The sequence below is a fragment of the Bacteroides sp. NSJ-39 genome, assembly GCF_014287315.1.
Lineage (GTDB): Bacteria > Bacteroidota > Bacteroidia > Bacteroidales > Bacteroidaceae > Bacteroides > Bacteroides finegoldii.
In genome coordinates, this window is sequence record NZ_JACOOB010000007.1 from 54595 (window position 1) to 75547 (window position 20953).

Genomic DNA, 20953 nt, shown 5'->3' on the forward strand with positions numbered 1-20953 from the left:
CACACCCGATTTTACCCCCATAAGTAAAATCGGGTGTTTTGTTTTACTTATCTCGCCATTTGTTTGAAACAAGATAAAGAGATCCCCAGTAACTTACCTGCCATTTGCCGTACAGCATTACACCAATCTCATAGAATAGATTTGAAACAGACAGTAATTCTACGCTCTTCCATGCAGTTACCTGATTACTTGTCTTGCCCACTCTCCCGCTTCCTTGCCACTTCCGTTCAGCAACTGGCTTTCTCCCCATACGATTTTGGGATAAAGTTTCTTGAGCTGTTTTACACTGTTAGCTATCGAGCTTCCTCCGGAAGTAGCGAATGGAATAACGGTTTTACCGGAAAAATCATATTTATCAAGGAATGTATTGACTGGACGCGGGCATAAATTCCACCATATCGGGTAACCGAGAAATACCACATCATAATCTTTCAAATCAAGCACATCTCCACCCAATTCCGGACGTGAATTTTCAGTCGTCATTTCAATTGAGCTACGACTACTTTTGTTGTTCCAGTCGAGATCTGCCGAGGTATAGGCTGTAGCGGGAGTTATCTTATAAAGTTTGCCGCCAACCGTTTTTGCAATGACATCAGCTACTTTTTCTGTAGTTCCAGTACAGGAAAAGTAGGCGACTAGGATTTTCTTATCAGATCGTACATTGGCATCTGCTGTCTGGTTTTGCGCTTTTGATGAACAGCTAAAGCAAAGGAGACTCATAAATATGAATATAATCTGTTTCATTTTATTTAAATTTTAAATATTTCTTATCACTAATTAGTTTAAACATTGCCACGATGGAGTAACCCCACAGACATTTTCATTCTTCTATTACTTTGATAAAATGTGCAGGAACACCACCTACAACCGTATTCGCTGCCACATCTTTCGTTACCACAGCTCCGGCACCTACAACGGCATTATCACCGATAGTCACTCCCTGAAGAATCGTCGCGTTAGAACCTATCCATACATTCCTACCGAGTACAATAGGTGCAGGATAAGTCGTTTTACGGTCTTTCGGAACCAACCCGTGATTAAGTGTAGCAAAAACAACGTTATGCCCGATTTGACAACCGTCGCCAATAGTCACGCCACCATGATCCTGAAAATGACAACAAGCATTAATAAACACACCCTCACCAACGACAATATTCTTACCGAAATCCGTATAAAACGGTGGAAAGACACGGAGCGACGACGGAACCTGATAACCGAACAACCCGGAGAGCAATCGGCGCACTTCGTCCGGTGTATGATATGCTGTATTCAGCTGAAAGGTGATACGTCTTGCCTCATTGCTCATATCATCCATCAAACGATGTATTTCTTCTGTATTGAGCGCCTTGCGCGTCTTTACATATTCCTTAAATTCCTCGGTAGTCATATTATTACTTTTTAAAAGATAAAACAGAATTAGCAAAAATCATTACTTAGTCCGTTCGAGTTTATCGTACTCTTCATCCGTAACCGATTCAAGCCACTCATTGGAAGTGTTTTCGCCGGAAACCTCGAAAGCCAAATGAGCAAACCAACTGTCAGCAGCAGCTCCGTGCCAGTGTTTCACGTTAGCAGGAATATGAATAACCGTGCCAGGCAGAATCTCCACCGCCGGTTTGCCTTCTTCCTGATACCAACCGCGACCAGCTACACCGATAAGCATCTGTCCGCCACCTTTCGTCGCACGGTGGATATGCCAGTTATTGCGGCAACGCGGCTCAAAAGTAACGTTAGAGATGTTCACCTGCTCGCGCGAAACCGGAGCAAGATAGCTGTTACCAATAAAATACTGCGCATAGGCTGTATTAGGTTCCCCGATGGGGAAAATCATCTCACGCTGGAAAGCTGCTTTGGCATCTTCACCAGCAGTATCTTCAGACCATACTCCTTTTGCCAAATTGAACGCCGCCCACGCCTTCGGCCAACCTGCATAGAAACCTATGTGAGTGATAATCTCTGCGATCTCCGTACGGGTGATGCCGTTCTTCTTTGCTGACTGAAGATGATATACGAGCGAATTGTCCGTGATTCCCTGACTGATAAGAGAGGTAATGGTTACTAAACTGCGGTCACGCAGACTGAGTTTATCGGTGCGGCTCCAAACTTCTCCAAAGAGGACATCGTCATTGAGTTCCGCAAACTTGGGGGCAAACGTTCCTAACTGGTCGCGTCCTGCCGTCTGTACAATCTTTTCCTGTGCCATAACATTGAGTGTTAAAATACTGAATACTGAAAATAATAGGAGTTTATTCATAATCATTTCGTTTTTTCATTGTTAAACTTCTGATTGCAAATTTACTGCGATAAAACGAGTGAGCTTGTATATGATTTACTGATATTTGTACCCAAATCCTCGATTCTGTAATAAAGCCATACATAATTCAAATGAAATAAGTTATATTTGCGATAAAGAAAATTAAAGAAAGGATTATGGAAGAGGTTATTAAACTTGATGAGATAGATAAATACAACAAACTTTTCGGACTTGAAACACGACACCCGTTGGTTAGTGTTGTTGATCTGTCAAAAGCAACGCAATGGCCGGAACATTGCAAAATCAACTACGGTGTATATGCTCTTTACCTGAAAGATACCTACTGCGGGAATATCATGTATGGGCGTCAGAGTTACGACTATCAGGATGGTACGATTGTCAGCTTTGCTCCAGGCCAAATAGTAGAGACAAAGATGATTAAAGATGTCCAACCAAACGCTCATGGCATCCTGTTTCACCCCGATCTGATTCGTGGCACGGCACTCGGTCAGGAGATCAAGAACTATTCTTTCTTTTCCTACGAAACCCGTGAGGCACTACACCTTTCAGAGGAGGAACGGGAGACCGTGATGGATTGCCTGCATAAGATTGAAATAGAACTGAAACACAATATAGACAAGCACAGCCGTCGGTTAATTTGTGCCAATATCGGACTACTGCTCGATTATTGTATGCGTTTCTACGAACGACAGTTCGCAACACGCGAAGAAGTGAACAAAGACATCATCGTCCGTTTCGAGCGGTTGCTGGATGAGTATTTCGACAACGAGACTCCACTGCGAGAGGGATTACCTACCGTTAAATACTTTGCCGACAAAGTATTTCTATCAGCCAACTATTTCGGAGATATGATTAGAAAACAGACGGGACAAACCGCCTCGGAATATATCCAAAATAAACTGATCGAACGCGCCAAAGAGGATTTGCTGGCAACAGACAAGACTACAAGTGAAATTGCTTACAGATTGGGATTCCAATATCCGCAGCATCTAAGCCGGATGTTCAAACGGGTTACGGGTTGTACTCCCAATGAATTCCGCTCACAGAATCAGTCTTTATACGAAAATAACATCCATGAGTAACTCGCTCCCATATTTATTTATAGAATTTATATAGAGGGCAGCAGGCAGAAGAAAAATATAAGAAATAGAATTATACCAACTAATTATTATATCTTTGCGCAAAGCACTTTTATCGATTAGAGCATGGAAAGAACTCAGCCCCATAAAAGTCATAAACAATAGATAAAGTAAACTCTGATAAGTTACAAACTTATACTAAACAATTATACAATAAATATGGAAAATGAAAAGAAACTGACCCGATCTTCCAATCGAATGATTGCAGGTGTATGTGCCGGAATAGCCGAATATTTTGGATGGGACCCAACTTTATTAAGAATCGTATACGTATTAGCCACATTCTTCACAGCTTTCGCTGGTGTAATCATCTATATTATCTTGTGGATTGTCATGCCTTACAAAATGCCTTCAGACGGATATGAAAACCGCATGAACAACAGATTACATTAAGACCAAGAGCCCATCCGATTTCTTATCAAACAATAATCAATCGAATGTGGCTCATTTTTATACCCCTCCATTAAGGACTAGTACAATTCCAATCCGAACTCGTCTTTCAACTGCATTAATGCCTGATTCTTTTGAGCCATCATCTGAAACTTTTCTACACGGCCGACAGGACGTACCGTTTCTGTTGGTTCACTAACCCGCACTGTCATCACCACTTTACTATTCTTTAACTGGACACGAAGATAATTCTGCAATTCAGGAATCAGATTTCTGAAATCCTTTGCAGCAATCTCATTGTCCACTACTACCTCAAAAGTCGTCGAGTTATTGAGCAGTACCGGATGAAGCATCTGCATACGTTTCGTAAGAGAATCTTCCTCTTTCGGTAACTGACCGGCATACTGCTGCCAATAGAAATTCAAATCACGGTCATTAAAGATAAAATCCTCTTCTACAGTCTGTTGTACTTTACCAGGCTGTGGCATCGTTTCTTTCTGAGCAACCTGATCACGCTGCGGATTCTTGATAGATACCCCCAGACTGGACATCTTCATGACAGGAATCTTCCGTTCTCCCTGCCCTCCCTGAGCAATTCCCGCACTTTGAGACGGAACGGAAGTAGTGGAATTCGAAGAAGAAGAAGAAGATGATGATAATGTAGACGATGATACCACCTGCGCTGCCACAGGTGTCTGCGGCTGACGAACAGGCGTTTGTTGATGAACAGCAGTCTGAGACGCTGAAGCAGCAGAAGTCACCTGCGGTTGCTGTGCTGCGGCAGGTTGGGTGAATACGGGTTTTATAGTCTTTTTAGGGCTACGCCCACCACTCACATCATCCCCCTCAATGGTAAGCTGCGCAACCTGTATTAAGGTCAGTTCTACCAGCAAACGCTTATTTTTGCTGACACGATAATTCAAATCACACTCATTACAGAGCTTCATCGCCCGATACAAAAAAGGCAACGGACATTTCTGTGCCTGCTCCTGATAGCGTTGGCGTATGCTCGCTCCTACTTCCAACAAAGGCAATGTCACTGCATCTTTAGCTACCAGCAAATCACGGAAATGAGAAGACAAACCGGTTATAAAATGACTCCCGTCAAAACCTTTGTTCAACACATCATTGAAAAGTAACAATGCATCACTTACCTTATTTTCAAGAAAAGAATCGGTCAGACGGAAATAATATTCGTAATCAAGTACATTCAGATTATCAATTACGCTCTTGTATGTGATATTACCTCCGGTAAAACTCACCACCTGGTCGAAAATAGACAAAGCATCGCGCATACCACCGTCCGCCTTCATGGCAATCACATTCAATGCTTCCGGCTCTGCCGTAATTCCTTCTTTTGAAGCGACATAAGAAAGGTGATTCACAGTATCTTCCACGCTAATCCGGTTGAAATCATAAATCTGGCAACGGGAAAGAATGGTCGGAAGAATCTTATGTTTCTCCGTTGTAGCCAAAATAAAGATGGCATGACGGGGAGGCTCTTCCAGCGTTTTCAGAAAAGCATTGAAAGCAGATGCGGAGAGCATATGTACTTCATCGATAATGTATACCTTATATTTACCGATCTGTGGCGGGATACGCACCTGCTCCACCAATTGGCGGATATCGTCCACCGAATTATTGGAAGCAGCATCCAGTTCATGGATATTGTACGACCGTTGTTCATTAAAAGCCACACAAGACTCACACTGATTGCAAGCTTCGCCATCAGCAGTAGGCGTCATGCAGTTAATGGTTTTGGCAAAGATACGTGCGCACGTAGTCTTTCCGACTCCGCGTGGCCCGCAGAACAAATAAGCATGAGCAAGTTTCTGAGTAGCAATCGCATTTTTCAGCGTAGTGGTCAGCGCCCGTTGTCCCACCACCGATTCGAAAGTGGACGGACGATATTTACGGGCTGATACAATATAGTTTTCCATATCCGGGATTCCTCTATTTTTCTTTATTTTTTGCTTTCAGTGCAAAAGTACATAAAAAAGTGATAAGTAATAAGGGATAGAGAAAGAAGTTTTAAAGCGGAAGAGATAAGTTTTTAAGTTATTAGTTTTATCTTTGCGGATATTTATAAAGGTAGGTTATGAGTAAGCTAATCAGTATTTGGAATTTCATATGCAGACGGAAGTATCTTATTACCATTGTCGCATTCGCTGTCATCATAGGTTTTCTGGATGAGAACAGTTTGGTGCGCCGTCTCGGATATGAACGCGAAATCAGTCAGCTAAAAGAAGAAATAGAAAAGTATCGCACAGATTATGAAGAGAATACGAAACGCCTCAACGAAATAAGTACCAATCCGGATGCAATCGAACAGATAGCCCGCGAAAAGTACTTGATGAAGAAACCCAACGAAGATATTTACGTTTTTGAAGAAGAATAGAGAATGAAACAATTAATACCCGCACTGTTCGTTGTCGGCGCTATAATGACTCTTGCCGGAGCTGCCGTATTTATCACCGGATGGGCGTATGCTCCCTACATATACACTGTCGGTGCCGGTTTTATCGCACTGGCACAAGTGAACACACCCATCAAAGGTAAAAGCAAAACTTTGAAACGTTTACGCATTCAACAAATATTCGGAGCATTAGCCCTGATTCTCACCGGAGCATTCATGTTCACAACACGTGGTAACGAATGGATTGCTTGTCTTACAATTGCCGCCATACTCGAACTTTATACAGCTTTCCGCATCCCGCAGGAAGAAGAGAAAAAAAAAGCCAACTAAAAAAAGTTTTGCGCATTTTACCCTCATACTCTCATAAATCACCTGCATTCCTTTATTCATCGGCTTTTCAGTTATGATAGCAAGCCTGAGGGTTACTTATGCTCTCAGGTGTCTCATCATTTAACATATAGTCATTCCACAGATACTTTCTTAACATTCTCAGTAAAAGCTCTTGATATTTACAAGAGCTCACTAATGTGAACAAATAAGCTAACATCAATGGACATATATATCCACTAGTGTTAGCCTTTCAGCTCACAATAGTGAGCTCATAGAAATAACTAATATCCAACCAAAGAACAATGCCGTATTATCACAAGAATATAGGAAGAATAAGGCAACAAATACCCTTATTGCAAGTGAAATGACCGCTCATTCAACTATAAAGTAAAGGTCATAAAGAAAGACTTGCACAAGTAAGGAAGGAAAAACGACAACGGACTGTTGTGTGGTTGACCCAGCGTCTGTCATGCAGCAGAACAAACGTATATAAAATATTCAGTGGACACCGACACATTAGCTAGAATATCCACTATTTTAGAATTTGACTTCTTCTCGCCCTATTCAAAAGAAATAAAAAAGATGCGAAGCAAGAATAAACACATACATAAACGCTTTTATTGGGCAATATGCACTAAAAGTGTCACCGATTCGTTAATCAATCGGGGACACTTTTTATTATACATCATGGCAGAGTATTACTGATTTTAGGCATCATTTTAGTCGCATTGGATATTTTCACAGCCATCCATGCATGGAAAAATATCCCGGTATCCAAATGGATAAAAGCACTCAGTTGCATAGCCATGCTATTTCTCGGTTGGGTAGCAATGATAGCCTATTGGCTTATATATTTTCTCATTATCAAAAAGAATAACAGTACTGTCCAATATGGCACAACGCTTACATCTCATGTCCCGATAGACACTACAGTCAACCCTTTCAATCCACCGGAAGAAAACAATGACGAAGACGAGAAAGCCATGCGGTCTTTATTCAACGAAACCATGAATGGTCCGGAAGGGAAAAAACTATCTAAAAGTTATGATGGAGAGAGGGGACAAACTACTTGAAATCTCCGGTGCACTCGAATATATGCAGAATCACCGTATAGATGATGTAACGACATTGATAGAAAACGTAACACTTACAAACAAGAAAGGAAAAGCGGTCAAAAGATGCACATATACCCTTTATATGACGGAAGCCCGCAATTTAAACCGCATTTATTGCAACGAGCACATAAAAGGGAAAGCCGTAATGTCGATAGACATAGACCAAACAGGTATCAAATCGACTTTTGAACGTGCCATAAAGGAAGGAATAGACTATGTCTAAATACTATTTCACAGCGAAGAACCGTTCATGACATCCCGCAAATTAAAAAAATTTGCGAATGGTTATGGGCGCAAACATAGCCGACCAAATATATCTGCTACGCAACAACCAACGGTACGCTCATACATGGAGCTATTAAGGACTGGTCTTCTCATGAACAAAGAAAAAAAAGAGAAAGATATAAAGACGGACAACATCGATCTATCCTCCCCTCGTTATCTGTCGGATACGCGATGCAAAGGTTGGATACTTGAACCGGTATGCCCTACGTATTCTGGTGGAAATTTATTACAAACAGAGATATATACAAACGTAATTCCTATACGTGTATGATTACAAAAATCCGTGCATTGACAACTTCATGGATGATAGGACGATGGTTTACGCAGCCCATCATGCCCTGATGGAAACAAATGCAAAAAACAACGCAAGCAACATGGTAGCTTTCTTCGATGCGGAAGAAGAAACAAATTCTGCATTAGGAGGGGCGGATACTCCATTCTTTAGGAATGTATTGACTAAAGCATGAACGGAAACGAGGATGATATGATAAAAATGCTGCATAATTTTTTTACCGTATCGCTGAACGTATCTTTTGCTACTCATCCCAATTATAGGGAATGTGAAGATCCGACTTGCTCACCTGTAATCAACAAAGGTATAACGATTAAATATGACGCCAATATGCACTATGCTACCACTGCTTTATCCTCAGCAGTATTTCAAGACTTATGTAAACAGGCAGGTATCCCTTTCCAAAAAGAAACATCCCACTCTGATTTCAGAACAGGAAGAACAATTAGCGCCTTTTTACAGACCCAGACAGAAATGAGATGGGTAAAAGTGGGAATTCCTTGTTGGGCTATGCACTCTTCTCGAGAGAGTTGTGGAACAAAAGATTTCTATAATCTAATCCGTTTTTTAGTTGCTTTTTGGAAGCATCCAACAAAAAATACGGTTAATTATCCTTACCATAAACAGGATATATCATCATTAATACTCAAAGAAATGAACTTTAAATTAACAAATCTTGCTGCCATCAATGAGAAATATGGTAGGACAATGGAACAATTGAAAGACACAACTTGGGAAGTATGCACCAACAGTTGCGGCTGCTCCGGTGATTGTGGTTCTAACTGGATGCGCAGTTAATTCTACAAAACCATTAAACGAAAATGGAGATGAAAGAAAATATTCTCTTTTTTCTCCATTTTTCACATTTATTCACTTCGAAGTAAAACAAGAGATCAAGAAATGTACCTTTCTATAAAAAAATAGCATTACATCTAAATATTTGGATATTATTCGTTATCTTTGGAGACTTTATTTCTTTAATTAATATCTTACAAGAATATTAATCTATTTAAATTATGAAAGCATAACAGCAAAGAAAACGATTAAAGAAATTACCATTATGTGGAAAGAAGACAAACGTAAATATGTGAAAAGTTCAACATATTCAGCGTATGCCCTAATTTTAGAAAATCACATACTTCCTACATTTGGAGATAAGTATGAGTTACTCGAAAACGAAGTACAAGAGTTTGTCTTACAGAAACTTCAGCAAAGACTAAGCGCAAAAAGTGTAAAGGATATACTCATTGTACTAAAAATGGTTATGAAGTTTGGAGCAAAACTTGGTATATTGTCCTATCAGGATTGGTGTATCAAATTCCCGCCACCACAGGAAAACAAGCAACTAAATGTACTCAACATCGCTAATCACAAAGCAATTCTACAGTATATAAGCAATCACTTCACTTTCCGCAACTTAGGCATCTATATTTGTCTGACTACAGGAATTAGAATCGGTGAAATTTGTGCACTAACTTGGGATGATATAGATATTATCAATGGAGTAATATGTATTCGGAAAACGATTGAACGAATTTACATATTGGACGGAGAAAAAAGACATACGGAAATCATTATCGGCACACCTAAAACTCAGAATTCTATTCGTGACATTCCTATGAACAAGGAATTATTAAAGATGCTACGCCCGTTAAAAAAAATCGTAAATGGCAAGTTCTATGTACTTACTAATGAAGAGAAACCAACTGAGCCGCGTACCTATCGTAACTATTACAAACGAATGATGGAACAACTCAATATTCCCCCACTAAAATTTCACGGACTGCGCCACAGTTTCGCCACACGTTGCATTGAAAGCAATTGCGACTACAAAACTGTAAGTGTAATACTTGGACATTCAGATATCACTACTACATTAAATCTCTATGTTCATCCAAACATGGAACAGAAGAAGCGATGCATTGATAAGGTTTTTAAATCTATCAAGTAATACGAAAATAGGATAAGTCTAGCAAGTATAGCACTTATCCTATAATCTTATATTCTTTAAAAAGGACTCATTTCATAAACACAAAATACACCGCCGCAATCAGACACACAAATGCAGCTAAATGATTCCAATGCAACGCATCTCCTTTAAAGAACACAGTAGTAAACAATGTGAAGATGATTAAAGTGATAACTTCCTGAATCACTTTCAATTGCATCAATGAAAAAGGGCCACCATTACCTATAAACCCAATGCGATTCGCTGGAATCTGACATGAATATTCAAAAAAAGCGATTGCCCAACTGAATGTAATTACTCCTATCAAGGGCAAAGCGGCAAACCAATTATATTCCTGTCTCATTTTCAGATGTCCGTACCAAGCAAAGGTCATAAATATATTGGACACAATCAATAGTAAAATAGTATAGAATCCTTTCATAACTCAATCAATTTTATTCGGTAATAAATCTTCCTGTATATTCGCCATACTTCCCCAAAGGCTATAACGCGCTTCCGGGTTCATCGCTTCCAATTGCCGTAAAATGCCTTTCATATCACTACGGCTGGATTGCGATTCATAAGGGCAGTTCTTCATCTGCTTCAGATAATGATGCAAAGCTGCCAATTCTATTAAATCCGACTCGTGAACCAGACACATCGGACGGATAATCGTCATATCGAATTTATTCATCACCAATCGGGGCGGCATTGTACTGAATGCCCCTTGATAAGTAATATTCATCAATAAAGTTTCCAAAATGTCGTCCATGTGGTGTCCTAAAGCAATCTTATTGCAGCCATGTTCTTTGGCCACCGTAAACAATGCTTTACGGCGATTCCAAGAACAAAGAAAGCAAGGAGATTTACGGGTGTCTGTAGAAGGATCAAAAGAAGTTTCATATTGCACAAAAGCCACTCCATTCGCTTCGCAATGCGCTTTCAGGTATTCCGTATCACTCTGATAAGGAATATTCGTCATCACCACATGAACTGCAATGACAGAAAAGCGAGGTTTGTAGATACGTGCGCGTTTTCCCAGCAGCTCTACAAGCGCCAACGAATCTTTCCCGCCCGATAGTCCGATGAGTATTCTATCCCCCTCTTCTATCAGCCCATATTGCACCACTCCTTTGTTAAACCGCCGTTCAATGCGGCGAATGGCTTTCTCTTCTTCGGTAAATTGTGTCATATCTTCAAAAATCGGCTGCAAAAGTAAGCGAAAAGAATGATTTAAAGAAGAATTAACATAATAGAATCTCTGAAAAAGGGTTTATTTCTAATAAATTTGTACTTTTGAGCAATTGATTAGTTGGCAGATTTCCAAAAGCAACAATACTTTTAAATAATCTGCCACCCATAAATGCTAAAAACGATGAAAGGAAAATATATTCTATTTCTATTTTGTAGTCTCTTCTTATGCGAAGTTTCTGCGCAAACATTGGAACAGGCACGCGCTTTGTTCACAAAAGGCGAATATGAGAAAGCCAAACCTGTCTTTAAAAGGTACGTAAAATCTCAACTGTCCAACGGAAACTACAACTATTGGTATGGCGTGTGCTGCCTGAAAACCGGAGAAGCCGAAGAAGCGGTGAAACCTCTCGAAATGGCAGTCAAGAAGCGTGTAGCTAGCGGACAGCTTTATTTAGGACAGGCTTATAACGGAACATATCGTTTCGAAGAGGCAGTAGAATGTTTTGAAGAGTATATCGCTGATTTGAAGAAGCGTAAAAGAGCAACCGAAGAAGCAGAGAAACTACTGGAAAAGAGCAAAGCTGATCTCCGTATGTTGAAAGGTGTTGAAGATGTTTGTATTATCGACAGTTTCGTTGTAGATAAAGCAACGTTTCTGAATGCTTATAAAATTAGTGAGGAATCGGGAAAACTGTTTACTTTCAACGAGTTCTTCCAAACAGGAGGAGATCACGAAGGTACTGTCTACGAAACTGAAATCGGGAATAAAATCTATTACAGCGAGAAGGGTGAAAGAGGTAGTCTGGATATACTTTCCAAAAACAAGTTGCAGAATGAATGGAGCAACGGACGACCACTGCCGGGTAGTATCAATGATGCAGGAAACGCAAACTATCCTTATGTAATGGCAGATGGTGTGACTATTTATTATGCCAGTGACGGTGAAGGATTGGGAGGTTATGATATTTTTGTCACCCGTTACAATACCAATACCGATACTTATTTAGTACCGGAAAACGTGGGTATGCCGTTCAATTCTCCATACAATGATTATATGTACGTCATTGACGAATATAACAATCTGGGCTGGTTCGCTTCCGACCGTTTCCAACCGGAAGGAAAGGTATGTATCTATGTATTCATTCCCAATAATTCAAAACAGACTTACAACTACGAAGCGATGGATCGGAAGCAGATGATTCGGCTGGCACAAATCCATTCTTTGAAAGAAACCTGGAAAGATAAACAAACGGTTGCAGAAGCCCTGCAACGTCTGGAAGCCGCTATCAACCATAAGCCCAAAGAACGTCGAAAGGTCGATTTTGAATTTGTCATTGACGATAATACAACTTATTACCTGATGACTGACTTTAAGTCCGCCAAAGCCAAACAGCTTTTCCTGCGTTACCGACAAATGGAAAAAGATTATCTGCAACAGGAAGAAAAACTGAACAACTTGCGACAACAGTATTCCACCGGCAATAAACAGGGAAAAGAGAGAATGGCTCCTGCTATCCTCGACCTGGAAAAGCGGATATTGCAGATGTCAGAGGAATTGGCAGCTCTCGAAATAAATGTGCGTAATGCAGAAAAAACAAAATAATTAATAACCCTGAACTATGGATATACTCATTATCGCCGTTCTCATTATTACCGCAGTTATACTGTTCCTGGTAGAACTGTTCGTTATTCCCGGCATTAGTCTGGCTGGAATCTCAGCACTGGGATGCATTATCTATGCCAACTATTATGCGTTTGCAAATATTGGAATGGCGGGAGGATTTATCACTTTGGGCATATCGGCCATTGCCTGTATCGGTTCACTGATCTGGTTTATGCGCTCAAAGATGCTGGATAAGCTGGCTTTGAAAAAAGACATCGATTCGAAAGTAGACCGCAGCGCAGAACAAAGTGTAAAAGTAGGTGATACAGGTATAAGTACTACCCGCCTCGCACAAATCGGTTATGCGGAAATCAATGGTAACATTGTGGAAGTAAAGTCGATGGACGGTTTTCTGGACGAAAAGACTCCGATTATCGTCAACCGTATCAGTGACGGAACAATTATGGTTGAGAAACACAGAAAATAATTATTCTTTTACAGAAATAATATTCACTTAATACAAACTATCAATGGAAACATCTTTCTATTTGCCTATCTTTCTGATAGCCGGAGGTATTATCTTCCTGATAATATTTTTCCATTACGTGCCGTTCTTCCTGTGGTTGTCGGCCAAAGTATCGGGAGTACACATCTCGCTGATACAATTATTTTTAATGCGTATCCGTAATGTTCCGCCGTATATCATCGTACCGGGCATGATCGAAGCTCACAAGGCCGGTTTGAAAAACATCACACGTGATGAACTGGAAGCACACTATCTAGCCGGTGGACATGTCGAAAAAGTGGTCCATGCGCTTGTATCCGCATCAAAAGCGAATATTGAGCTGCCTTTTCAGATGGCTACCGCTATTGACTTGGCAGGACGTGACGTATTTGAAGCTGTACAGATGTCCGTTAACCCGAAAGTGATTGATACTCCTCCGGTAACGGCTGTCGCAAAAGACGGTATCCAGTTGATTGCCAAAGCTCGTGTTACGGTACGTGCCAACATTCGTCAATTGGTGGGCGGTGCCGGAGAAGATACAATCCTCGCCCGTGTAGGTGAAGGTATCGTTTCATCGATCGGTTCTTCCGAGAATCATAAATCGGTACTCGAAAATCCGGATTCTATCTCCAAACTTGTACTCCGTAAGGGACTGGATGCTGGAACTGCTTTCGAAATTCTATCTATTGATATCGCGGATATCGACATAGGTAAGAATATTGGTGCCGCTTTACAGATTGACCAAGCTAATGCAGACAAGAATATCGCTCAGGCAAAAGCAGAAGAACGCCGTGCTATGGCTGTAGCTTCCGAACAGGAAATGAAAGCGAAAGCACAAGAGGCACGCGCAAAGGTAATCGAAGCGGAAGCGGAAGTTCCGAAAGCAATGGCAGAAGCTTTCCGTAGCGGTAATTTGGGTATCATGGATTATTACCGGATGAAGAATATCGAAGCTGACACCTCCATGCGTGAAACGATTGCCAAACCGGCAGCAGGCAATGCAGGGAATCAGCCTTTGAGCAAATAAGTTACAACAAACACCGGAATCTGATTTCATTTCAGTCTCAAGATGTACTCCCCTTTCCTAACGGAAAAGAAAGAGTCTTCTTCTGAACTTAAATCCGGTTCCGGTGTTTTTATTTTTATAGCAGCAACATATTGTAAAACTAAAGCCTTTTAATAGCATGAAAAAGTACTTTCCATCCTCTGAATTAATTATCAACGAAGACGGTTCGGTATTCCACCTTCACGTAAAACCTGAATGGTTGGCAGATAAAGTAATCTTGGTAGGCGATCCGGGACGTGTAGCACTCGTAGCTTCTCACTTTGAAAATAAAGAATGCGAAGTGGAAAGCCGCGAGTTTAAGACGGTTACAGGTACGTATAAAGGAAAACGAATCACCGTAGTTTCCACCGGAATAGGTTGTGACAACATCGATATTGTCATGAATGAGTTGGATGCACTGGCTAATATTGATTTCAATACACGAGAAGAAAAGGATGAGTTCCGTCAATTGGAATTAGTACGCATCGGTACATGCGGCGGTTTGCAACCCAATACTCCGGTAGGTACATTCGTTTGTTCCCAGAAGTCTATCGGCTTCGACGGTTTATTGAATTTCTACGCCGGACGCAATGAGGTATGTGATCTGCCTTTCGAGCGTGCTTTTCTTAATCACATGGGATGGATGGGAAATATGTGTGCTCCTGCTCCCTATGTAATTGATGCAAGCGAGGAACTGATTGAACGGATTGCCCAAGACGATATGGTACGTGGCGTTACAATTGCCGCCGGAGGGTTCTTCGGTCCACAAGGACGTGAGCTGCGTGTTCCTTTGGCAGATCCGAAACAAAACGACAAAATCGAAGCATTTGAGTATAAAGGATTCAAGATTACCAATTTCGAAATGGAGAGTTCGGCTTTGGCTGGTCTCAGTCGGCTGATGGGACATAAAGCTATGACTGTCTGTATGGTGATTGCCAATCGACTGATTAAGGAAGCCAACACCGGATATAAAAATACCATTGATACGTTGATTAAGACTGTTCTTGACAGAATATAAATATATAAAAAGTCAGCGACACCATTCTGCTATGATGGTGACACTGACTTTTTATCGTTTATCCGATATAAGATTCAATTGTCTCTTTCAGTTTTTCCAAAGAATAAGGCTTGGAGATCACAGCATTGCATCCGGCTTGAATGGCTTGTTGCTGTTCCGTATAAAAAGCGTATGCCGTAACCGCAATTAATAGGTACGGAAAGGAAAATGGTACGTATCTTTTCAGTAGCTTGAATACCGTCCATCACCGGCATACGGATATCCATCAGAATCAAATCCGGCTTTTCACGAACTCTTTATGGCATTCGACAAAAAATTGAAAAGTACCTGCATCACCCGGTTACGATCGGTAGATGTCCAATATTCTCCTTCCGGGCGGATAACTTTCAATTCTACATCTGTTTTCATCTTCAACTGATGTACTTTTTCCACTTCCTCTACCAGCCCTGAGATTTCAATCTGCAGGAAGTGCATTTCCGATTTTCCGGATTCTATACGTGACAAGTCCAGAATATCATTAATCAACTGTAACAGTAAATTGCTATTCTTTTGAATGATCTCCAAATATTGCAGCTTTTCTTCTTCGTTCTCTGTCACCGCAATTATTTCCGAAAAACCGACAATAGCATTCAACGGAGTACAAATCTCATGACTCATATTTGCCAAAAAGACAGATTTCATCTTGTCAGCTTTTTCCGCCCGCCGTTTAGCTTCGATCAACTCTTGCGAACAACGAATCCGATCACCGATATCGTGTATCAGAGCAAGTACCTTATTCCCTTCAAAGGGGGCGATACGTGCCTGAAAATAATTCGGCTTCCATCTACTTCAAGTGGGTATTCTATTTCTTTTAATTTTCCATCTTGCAAGCACTCCCGAATATTACACAGAAACAGATCACTGACTTCAGGAGAATAAATATCTCGCCCATCTACACCACGTAACACTTCCACCGGATGAAGCAAAACGGTACCCGGTGTCATCAGCACATCGGTAATAAAAAAATTATCATCAAAAATAAAAATGAATTCTGGCAACGCCTCTATTATCTTACGATTGTGCTCTTCCAGATGATTGATATGCTGTTCTTTCTCACATTGCGAAGTGACGTTTACCGTATATGCCAATAATTTATCAGCAAGACGTCCGTCCTGAGTACCCTTATAAGACAGAAAATGATCTTCCAGCCAGATCACTTCACCATGCTTGCCTACACACAACGTACTTTAATCTGTGATATTTTTGAATCCGATGCAAGCATCTTGGAAAAAGCTGTTTGATAGGCCTTCACATCCTCCGGATAGGCAAAGCGATAAAAATCATCGATATCTTTAAAAACAATTCCAGCTTCTTTCAAGCCTAATGTACGAAAATAGTCATCCGTGAAGGAACACTTTCCTGTAGATATATCATATTCCCACAAAGCAATTTGGTGTGCAGCAAGTACAGAGAGTATTTTCTGTGAATTTTCCCGTATGATTTCACTATTCTCACTTTGGGAATATAAATTTGTGTCTGGCTCCATAAGCATTATATTATTTCATTTGGCATATCACCGCACACAGCAAATATAAACAAATAAAGTACAAGTTGTACAGAATCTTATCTTTTTTGATGAGAAACAATTATCTTTGCAGTCTCCAAAAAGAAATATGATGAACCAAGATACTATCTGTGCTATTGCTACCGCTCAAGGCGGTGCTATCGGAAGCATCCGTGTTTCCGGTCCGGAAGCAATTTCCATCACCAGCCTTATATTCAAACCGGCAAAACCGGACAAATTGTTTAGTGACCAAAAGCCATATTCTTTGACTTTCGGACGTATATACGACGGAGACGAAATTATCGACGAAGTACTTGTCAGCCTTTTTCGCACGCCTCATTCCTACACGGGAGAAGATAGCACGGAAATTACTTGTCATGGTTCTTCTTACATTCTTCAACAGGTGCTACAACTGCTGATCAAAAAGGGTTGCCGCATGGCTCAACCGGGAGAATATACGCAGCGGGCATTTCTCAATGGAAAAATGGATTTAAGTCAGGCAGAAGCCGTTGCCGATTTAATCGCATCCTCATCTGCCGCTACCCATCGGCTAGCCATGAGTCAGATGAGGGGTGGCTTCAGCAAAGAATTAACTGATTTACGCAACAAGCTATTGAACTTCACTTCTATGATTGAGCTGGAATTGGATTTCAGCGAGGAGGATGTTGAATTTGCAGATCGGTCGGCATTAAAAAAGTTAGCAGATGAGATAGAACAAGTCATTTCTCGTCTAGTACAATCCTTTAATGTGGGTAATGCTATCAAAAGTGGTGTTCCCGTAGCAATTATCGGTGAAACGAACGCGGGAAAGTCTACTTTATTGAATGTTTTATTGAATGAAGATAAGGCTATCGTCAGTGATATTCATGGGACAACACGCGATGTTATTGAGGATACTATTAGTATTGGAGGAGTTACTTTCCGGTTTATTGATACTGCCGGAATCCGGGAAACTAATGACAAGATCGAAAGTTTAGGTATTGAACGTACTTTCCAAAAGTTAGATCAAGCAGAAATTGTACTCTGGATGGTGGATTCTGTAAACGCCGCATCTCAAATTGAACAGTTATCAAAAAAGATTATCCCACGTTGTGAAGGAAAGCACTTGATCGTAGTATTCAATAAAGCTGATTTAATTGAAGATGTACAAAAAAGTAATTTATCAGCTTTATTGGAGAATTTCCCACAAGAATCTACAGAGCATATTTACATCTCAGCTAAACGAAGAGAGAACACTAATGAATTACAAAAAATGCTTATCAATGCTGCGCATTTGCCAACAGTAACACAAAATGATGTCATCGTAACAAATGTAAGACATTACGAAGCCTTAAGCAAAGCTTTAGATGCTATTCATAGAGTACAAAATGGACTTGACTCACATCTTTCAGGGGATTTCCTTTCACAAGACATACGTGAATGTATCTTTTTCATTTCCGATATTGCAGGAGAAGTGACTAACGATATGGTACTGCAAAATATCTTTCAGCACTTTTGCATCGGCAAGTAAGTGGTGATTACCAACAATTAGCATATATCATCAACGATTATTAAGACGTTCATTTTGAGTGCCTTTCTTTTTAGCCTTATAAGCGATGGTTATCGTTTATAGGGCTTTTTTAGCTCATTTTTGTACCGTATTTGTTGCTCGCTTGTTAAACTGAAAATCCTGTAGAAAGGTAGTAGAGAAACTATACGCCATTTTACACGGTTTTACGGGAATTTACAGTAATAACGGAGAAATAAAGATGAATTAAAATGAGCAGTAACCTGAAAATTAAGCGAATTTGCGCTTGGTGTGGTAAAGAGTTTATCGCCCAGAAAACAACAACGGCATGTTGTTCCAAACAATGCGCCAACGCTCTTTATAAAAAGAAAAAGCGTGACGAAGCTATCAAGGCTAATAATCAATTCGTGAATAAGAAGATTGATGAAAAGCCCATTGAAAGAATCAAAGACAAGCCATTTCTCACAATTACTGAGACTGCAATCTATCTCGGAGTAACCCGACCTACCGTTTACGGATACATTAAACGAGGTGAATTAAAGGTCACTCGTTTGGGCTTCAAATACCTTTTGAAGAAAGAGAATATTGATGAGTTATTCAATAATCCAACAGAGTTCCATACTCCAACAAAAGAGAAAGCTCCTATCACCGACTTCTACACCACTGCCGAAGTGAAAGAGAAATATCATGTAAACGAATCATGGATATTTTTGGTAGCCAAGAAAAACAACATTCCTCGGACTTTCAAGCGTGGTAAGACCTACTGGAGCAAGAAGCACATGGACGCTTACTTTGCCAAGAAAGCCCCGAATCCCGATATTACCGAATGGTACAGCACACAGGAAATGCAGGAGAAATTCGGCATGACTTTATCAGCTATCTACACTTTCGTTTCCAAGAATGCCATCCCGAAGAAGAAAGAGGGTATTATGGTGTACTATTCCAAGAAGCACGTGGATATAGCCAAAGGCGTGGCAGCACCCGAAGAACCGCAATATTATACGGTAGCCGAAGCAATAGAGAAATTCAATCTCACCCGTGATCAACTCTATCATTATGCGAAGTATCATAATATCCCAAAGGTCAAGAAGGGCAAATACACGCTTATATCCAAACCCGAATTGGATAAATTGCTTGAAGCCCCAAAGATTGAATAAGTTATTTATCGGTGAATGTTACCACCATTGAATCACCATATTCCTTTGCACCAAACAAATGTAAAACTCTAAATATTAATCAGTATGACACACACATGTACAAAAGTAACAGTTCGTCAGAGAGCAATTCGGAATAATCGCATCTCTTTGTATCTGGATTATTATCCGGCAGTTCGTAACCCCGAAACCATGCAGATGAGCCGTCGGGAATACCTCGGCATATACATCTATGCCCACCCGAAAAACGAAATGGAAAGAGAGTTCAACAACGATATGTTGAACAAAGCAGAGGCTATCCGTTGTATCAGAGTGCAGTCGCTTATCAATGAAGAGTTTGGTTTCTTGGATAAGACCAAGCAGAAAGCCGATTTCCTTGCCTACTTCAAAAAGATGTGCCGAAGCAAAGACCAGAAATGGACGTTTGTCTATCAGCATTTCTACAACTTTGTCAAAGGGCAATGTACCTTTGGCGAGGTGAATGTGGACTTGTGCAAGAAGTTCCGTGAGTATCTGTTGAACGCCAAACAGCTCAAACATAGCAACCGCCCCATATCCCTCAATTCGGCATCCGGCTACTACTCCACTTTCAGAGGATTATTGAAGATTGCCTATCGGGACAAATGGTTTCGGGAGAATATCAATGACTATCTTGACAAGATTGAGCCACAAGATGTGAAGAAAGAGTACCTGACACTGGACGAAGTGAAACAACTTGCCGCCACTCCTTGCGACATCCCCGTTCTGAAAGCCGCATCATTGTTTGCTTGTCTGACAGGTTTACGCATCAGCGATATTCTCAATCTTCAATGGGAAGATTTTGCCATTGCTCCCGACCAAGGCTATTGCTTGCGTATCAGAACACAGAAAACCCAAACGGAAGCTACACTTCCTATCAGTTATGAAGCCTATGAACTGTGTGGTACGCCCGATACAGGTAAGGTATTCAAGGGATTGAAGCGGAGTATGATTAACTATCCGCTGAAAAACTGGCTCAAAAAGGCAGGAATAACGAAACCGATAACCTTCCACGGATTTCGTCACTCCTATGCAGTTATTCAAATCTCTTTAGGTACAGATATTTACACGGTCTCAAAGATGCTAACCCACAAGAACGTTTCCACAACTCAAATATATGCAGATTTGGTAAATGTGAAGAAACGGGAGACTGCTAATAAGATTTCACTGAAATAA

At 40.7% G+C, this 20953-nt stretch carries 22 protein-coding genes and 1 pseudogene; 16 read left to right on the forward strand and 7 right to left on the reverse strand.

Features of this window, described 5'->3' with window-relative positions:
- Positions 1-177: 177 nt before the first annotated feature.
- The 3 genes from H8S63_RS10055 to H8S63_RS10065 form a co-directional block, all read right to left on the reverse strand.
- Entirely contained in the window at positions 178-744 is a 567-nt protein-coding gene (locus H8S63_RS10055; protein WP_186926678.1) for a flavodoxin, read from the reverse strand.
- Positions 745-820: 76 nt separating this feature from the next.
- Entirely contained in the window at positions 821-1387 is a 567-nt protein-coding gene (locus H8S63_RS10060) for a sugar O-acetyltransferase (protein ID WP_022276620.1), read from the reverse strand.
- 42 nt (positions 1388-1429) lie between these two features.
- Entirely contained in the window at positions 1430-2254 is an 825-nt protein-coding gene (locus tag H8S63_RS10065; protein ID WP_082436461.1) for a carboxymuconolactone decarboxylase family protein, read from the reverse strand.
- Positions 2255-2430: 176 nt separating this feature from the next.
- On the opposite strand from H8S63_RS10065, the gene H8S63_RS10070 reads away from it, so the two are divergent.
- Together H8S63_RS10070 and H8S63_RS10075 are read left to right on the forward strand one after the other, a co-directional pair.
- On the forward strand, positions 2431-3357 hold the full coding sequence (locus H8S63_RS10070) for an AraC family transcriptional regulator (RefSeq protein ID WP_186926679.1): 927 nt from the start codon (positions 2431-2433) through the stop codon (positions 3355-3357).
- 216 nt (positions 3358-3573) lie between these two features.
- Complete coding sequence (locus tag H8S63_RS10075) at positions 3574-3807, forward strand: PspC domain-containing protein (RefSeq protein ID WP_007766317.1); 234 nt, start codon at positions 3574-3576, stop codon at positions 3805-3807.
- A 77-nt stretch (positions 3808-3884) separates the two neighbouring features.
- On the opposite strand, the gene H8S63_RS10080 is transcribed toward H8S63_RS10075, so the two are convergent.
- Positions 3885-5744 (reverse strand): DNA polymerase III subunit gamma/tau, encoded by a 1860-nt coding sequence (locus H8S63_RS10080; protein ID WP_186926680.1) that lies wholly within the window; start codon positions 5742-5744, stop codon positions 3885-3887.
- Positions 5745-5902: 158 nt separating this feature from the next.
- On the opposite strand from H8S63_RS10080, the gene H8S63_RS10085 reads away from it, so the two are divergent.
- The 7 genes from H8S63_RS10085 to H8S63_RS10110 all read left to right on the forward strand — a co-directional run bounded on the left by H8S63_RS10085 (position 5903) and on the right by H8S63_RS10110 (position 10193).
- Entirely contained in the window at positions 5903-6202 is a 300-nt protein-coding gene (locus tag H8S63_RS10085) for a septum formation initiator family protein (protein ID WP_007748091.1), read from the forward strand.
- Between the two features lie 3 nt (positions 6203-6205).
- Positions 6206-6550, forward strand: coding sequence for a hypothetical protein (locus H8S63_RS10090; protein WP_186926681.1), 345 nt, complete (start codon positions 6206-6208; stop codon positions 6548-6550).
- Between the two features lie 728 nt (positions 6551-7278).
- Entirely contained in the window at positions 7279-7623 is a 345-nt protein-coding gene (locus H8S63_RS10095; protein ID WP_229102214.1) for a hypothetical protein, read from the forward strand.
- Entirely contained in the window at positions 7595-7888 is a 294-nt protein-coding gene (locus tag H8S63_RS20085) for a hypothetical protein (RefSeq protein ID WP_229091208.1), read from the forward strand. Before H8S63_RS10095 ends, H8S63_RS20085 begins: the two co-directional genes overlap by 29 nt.
- 325 nt (positions 7889-8213) lie before the next feature.
- The gene (locus H8S63_RS20330; protein WP_007748112.1) at positions 8214-8417 is read left to right on the forward strand and encodes an aspartyl aminopeptidase; all 204 of its coding nucleotides are present in this window, start codon (positions 8214-8216) and stop codon (positions 8415-8417) included.
- A gap of 17 nt (positions 8418-8434) precedes the next feature.
- Positions 8435-9040 carry a hypothetical protein gene (locus tag H8S63_RS10105; protein WP_255467645.1) on the forward strand — a complete coding sequence of 202 codons (606 nt, stop codon included), beginning with the start codon at positions 8435-8437 and terminating at the stop codon, positions 9038-9040.
- 226 nt (positions 9041-9266) lie between these two features.
- The gene (locus H8S63_RS10110) at positions 9267-10193 is read left to right on the forward strand and encodes a site-specific integrase (protein WP_186926785.1); all 927 of its coding nucleotides are present in this window, start codon (positions 9267-9269) and stop codon (positions 10191-10193) included.
- A gap of 67 nt (positions 10194-10260) precedes the next feature.
- Here H8S63_RS10110 and H8S63_RS10115 read toward each other — a convergent pair whose 3' ends face one another.
- Positions 10261-10632, reverse strand: coding sequence for a DMT family protein (locus tag H8S63_RS10115; RefSeq protein WP_007748119.1), 372 nt, complete (start codon positions 10630-10632; stop codon positions 10261-10263).
- Positions 10633-10635: 3 nt separating this feature from the next.
- Positions 10636-11382: an ATP-binding protein gene (locus H8S63_RS10120; protein WP_007748120.1), complete on the reverse strand. Its 747-nt coding sequence runs from the start codon at positions 11380-11382 to the stop codon at positions 10636-10638.
- A 183-nt stretch (positions 11383-11565) separates the two neighbouring features.
- Between H8S63_RS10120 and H8S63_RS10125 the strand changes: the two genes are divergently transcribed.
- The 4 genes from H8S63_RS10125 to H8S63_RS10140 all read left to right on the forward strand — a co-directional run bounded on the left by H8S63_RS10125 (position 11566) and on the right by H8S63_RS10140 (position 15555).
- Positions 11566-12987 (forward strand): tetratricopeptide repeat protein, encoded by a 1422-nt coding sequence (locus tag H8S63_RS10125; protein WP_186926682.1) that lies wholly within the window; start codon positions 11566-11568, stop codon positions 12985-12987.
- A 16-nt stretch (positions 12988-13003) separates the two neighbouring features.
- On the forward strand, positions 13004-13474 hold the full coding sequence (locus H8S63_RS10130) for an NfeD family protein (RefSeq protein ID WP_022276613.1): 471 nt from the start codon (positions 13004-13006) through the stop codon (positions 13472-13474).
- 43 nt (positions 13475-13517) lie between these two features.
- The gene (gene floA / locus H8S63_RS10135) at positions 13518-14519 is read left to right on the forward strand and encodes a flotillin-like protein FloA (RefSeq protein WP_007748127.1); all 1002 of its coding nucleotides are present in this window, start codon (positions 13518-13520) and stop codon (positions 14517-14519) included.
- A 157-nt stretch (positions 14520-14676) separates the two neighbouring features.
- Positions 14677-15555, forward strand: coding sequence for a nucleoside phosphorylase (locus H8S63_RS10140; RefSeq protein ID WP_007748128.1), 879 nt, complete (start codon positions 14677-14679; stop codon positions 15553-15555).
- A gap of 58 nt (positions 15556-15613) precedes the next feature.
- On the opposite strand, the pseudogene H8S63_RS10145 reads toward H8S63_RS10140, so the two are convergent.
- Positions 15614-17080 (reverse strand): annotated as a pseudogene (locus H8S63_RS10145) (histidine kinase dimerization/phospho-acceptor domain-containing protein).
- Between the two features lie 130 nt (positions 17081-17210).
- Here H8S63_RS10145 and mnmE point away from each other — a divergent pair.
- The 3 genes from mnmE (at position 17211) to H8S63_RS10160 (ending at position 20953) form a co-directional block, all read left to right on the forward strand.
- Positions 17211-18608, forward strand: coding sequence for a tRNA uridine-5-carboxymethylaminomethyl(34) synthesis GTPase MnmE (gene mnmE / locus H8S63_RS10150; protein WP_186926786.1), 1398 nt, complete (start codon positions 17211-17213; stop codon positions 18606-18608).
- 248 nt (positions 18609-18856) lie between these two features.
- Positions 18857-19762, forward strand: coding sequence for a helix-turn-helix domain-containing protein (locus H8S63_RS10155; protein ID WP_186926683.1), 906 nt, complete (start codon positions 18857-18859; stop codon positions 19760-19762).
- 84 nt (positions 19763-19846) lie between these two features.
- Positions 19847-20953 (forward strand): site-specific integrase, encoded by a 1107-nt coding sequence (locus H8S63_RS10160; protein ID WP_186926684.1) that lies wholly within the window; start codon positions 19847-19849, stop codon positions 20951-20953.